Annotated in this window: 1 protein-coding gene and 1 pseudogene; one reads left to right on the top strand and one right to left on the bottom strand. The window is 73.4% G+C overall.

The window, feature by feature from the left end:
- The first annotated feature begins 209 nt into the window (after positions 1–209).
- On the top strand, positions 210–983 hold the full coding sequence (gene fabI / locus NBW84_RS06530; RefSeq protein WP_250282646.1) for an enoyl-ACP reductase FabI: 774 nt from the start codon (positions 210–212) through the stop codon (positions 981–983).
- Between the two features lie 107 nt (positions 984–1,090).
- On the opposite strand, the pseudogene NBW84_RS06525 reads toward fabI, so the two are convergent.
- Positions 1,091–1,715: pseudogene (locus NBW84_RS06525) on the bottom strand (hypothetical protein); the annotation flags it as partial.

The following is a 1,715-nucleotide window of genomic DNA, read 5'->3' as shown; positions in this document are numbered from 1 at the left end:
CGGCCGGGCTGGCTCGCCCGGGCCGGCGTCCTCGGCCCGCCGCTTTGATGAGCGCCTTCCCGGTGTGACGCAGGTGCGCCGGGTGTACCGGGTGTACCGGAGTGTGCCGGCCGGCGTGTTTTTGTCGGTGCGCCGGCACTGCGAGGGGGGTGGCTTTGTCGGTGTGCCGCCTCGCCAGCGCCGGCCGATGTTTGGCAGGATGCGGGCCTGTGAGCGGACTCCTCGCAGGTAAGCGCATCCTTGTCACCGGCGTTCTGACGGACGCGTCCATTGCTTTCGGCGTTGCCCGTATCGCGCAGGAACAGGGCGCGACCGTGGTGCTCAGCGGTTTCGGCCGGGGCCTGTCACTGACCCGGCGGATCGCCCGGCGGCTGCCCACCGAGGCCGCCGTGATCGAGCTGGACGTGACTGACGAAACACATCTGGGCACGCTGTCCGACCGGGTTCTCGAGCACACCGACGGGCTGGACGGCGTCCTGCACGCGATCGGTTTCGCGCCCGAGTCGGTGCTCGGCGGGAAGCCCTTCGTGGACGCCCCCTGGCCGGAGGTGGCGACCGCGGTGCAGATCTCGACCTGGTCGCTGGCCGCGCTGTGCCGGGCGACGCTGCCGCTGTTCGGCGAGCGGGCCTCGGTCGTGGGGCTCGACTTCGACGCGAGCGTGGCCTGGCCCTCCTACGACTGGATGGGGGTGGCCAAGGCCGGCCTGGAATCCGCCACCCGCTATCTCGCCCGAGACCTCGGGCCGCGCGGGGTGCGGGTCAACCTGGTCGCGGCGGGGCCGCTGCGCACCATGGCCGCCAAGAGCATCCCCGGTTTCGAGCGGTTCGAGGGTGTCTGGGACGAGCGCGCGCCGCTCGGCTGGAACATCCAGGACACCGAGCCGACGGCCCGGGCCTGCGTGGCGCTGCTGTCGGACTGGTTCCCCGCCACCACCGGAGAGATCATCCACGTGGACGGCGGCGTGCACGCGATCGGGACCTGACCCGCCACCAGGGCCCGCGAGGCCTCGCCGAGCGGACGAGCGGGTGCCTGGTGTTCGCCCCGACCGTCCATCCTAATTGTTACTATGAGTAATTTCGTGGGATGGCTTTACGCCGGGTAGCCCTCGACCTCGTCCAGCAGGTCGAGGGCCGCGCCGACGATCGTCGCCACGTCGACCGGCACCATCATGCCCGCGCCGAGGGTGGAGACGGGATCGCCGTGGACGCCGGCGAGGAACCCCAGCGCACGCGGGTCCCCGTCGGCCACGGTGACCAGCGGGCTGCGCCGGTCGGTGGGGAAGAGCTCGTCGAGGATCGACACGTCACCCGGCAGCAGGCCGCGGCGGGCCTGCAGGGCGCGCCAGACCAGGTCGGGGGAGGTCAGGCAGACGACGGCGACACCGCGGCCCAGCCCCGCGCCGAGCTCGTCGGCGGCGGCGAGGACGTCGGCCATGACGGAGCCGGCCCCGACCAGGGTCACCGCCGGCCCGGATCCGATACCGGGCCGGTTGTCGGGCTCGCTGCCGATCCTGTTGTCGGGTCCGTCGACGGGTCTCCCCCCAGACCTGGCGACGAGCTCGCCCTCGAGCCCGTCGCCGGGCTTGCCGTCGGGCGCGTTGCCGGGCTTGCCGCCGGCGCCGGTTGTGCCGTCGCGTAGCCGGTAACCGCCCGCGAGCACCCCGGCGCGCCGCCGGGCCCGCCCCTCGGCGTCGGCGGGCACCGCGGCCAGCGCC

The sequence above is a fragment of the Protofrankia sp. CiP1_Cm_nod2 genome (genome assembly GCF_920664355.1).
Taxonomy (GTDB): Bacteria; Actinomycetota; Actinomycetes; order Frankiales; family Frankiaceae; genus Protofrankia.
This window is presented reverse-complemented; position numbering and strand designations above follow the sequence as displayed.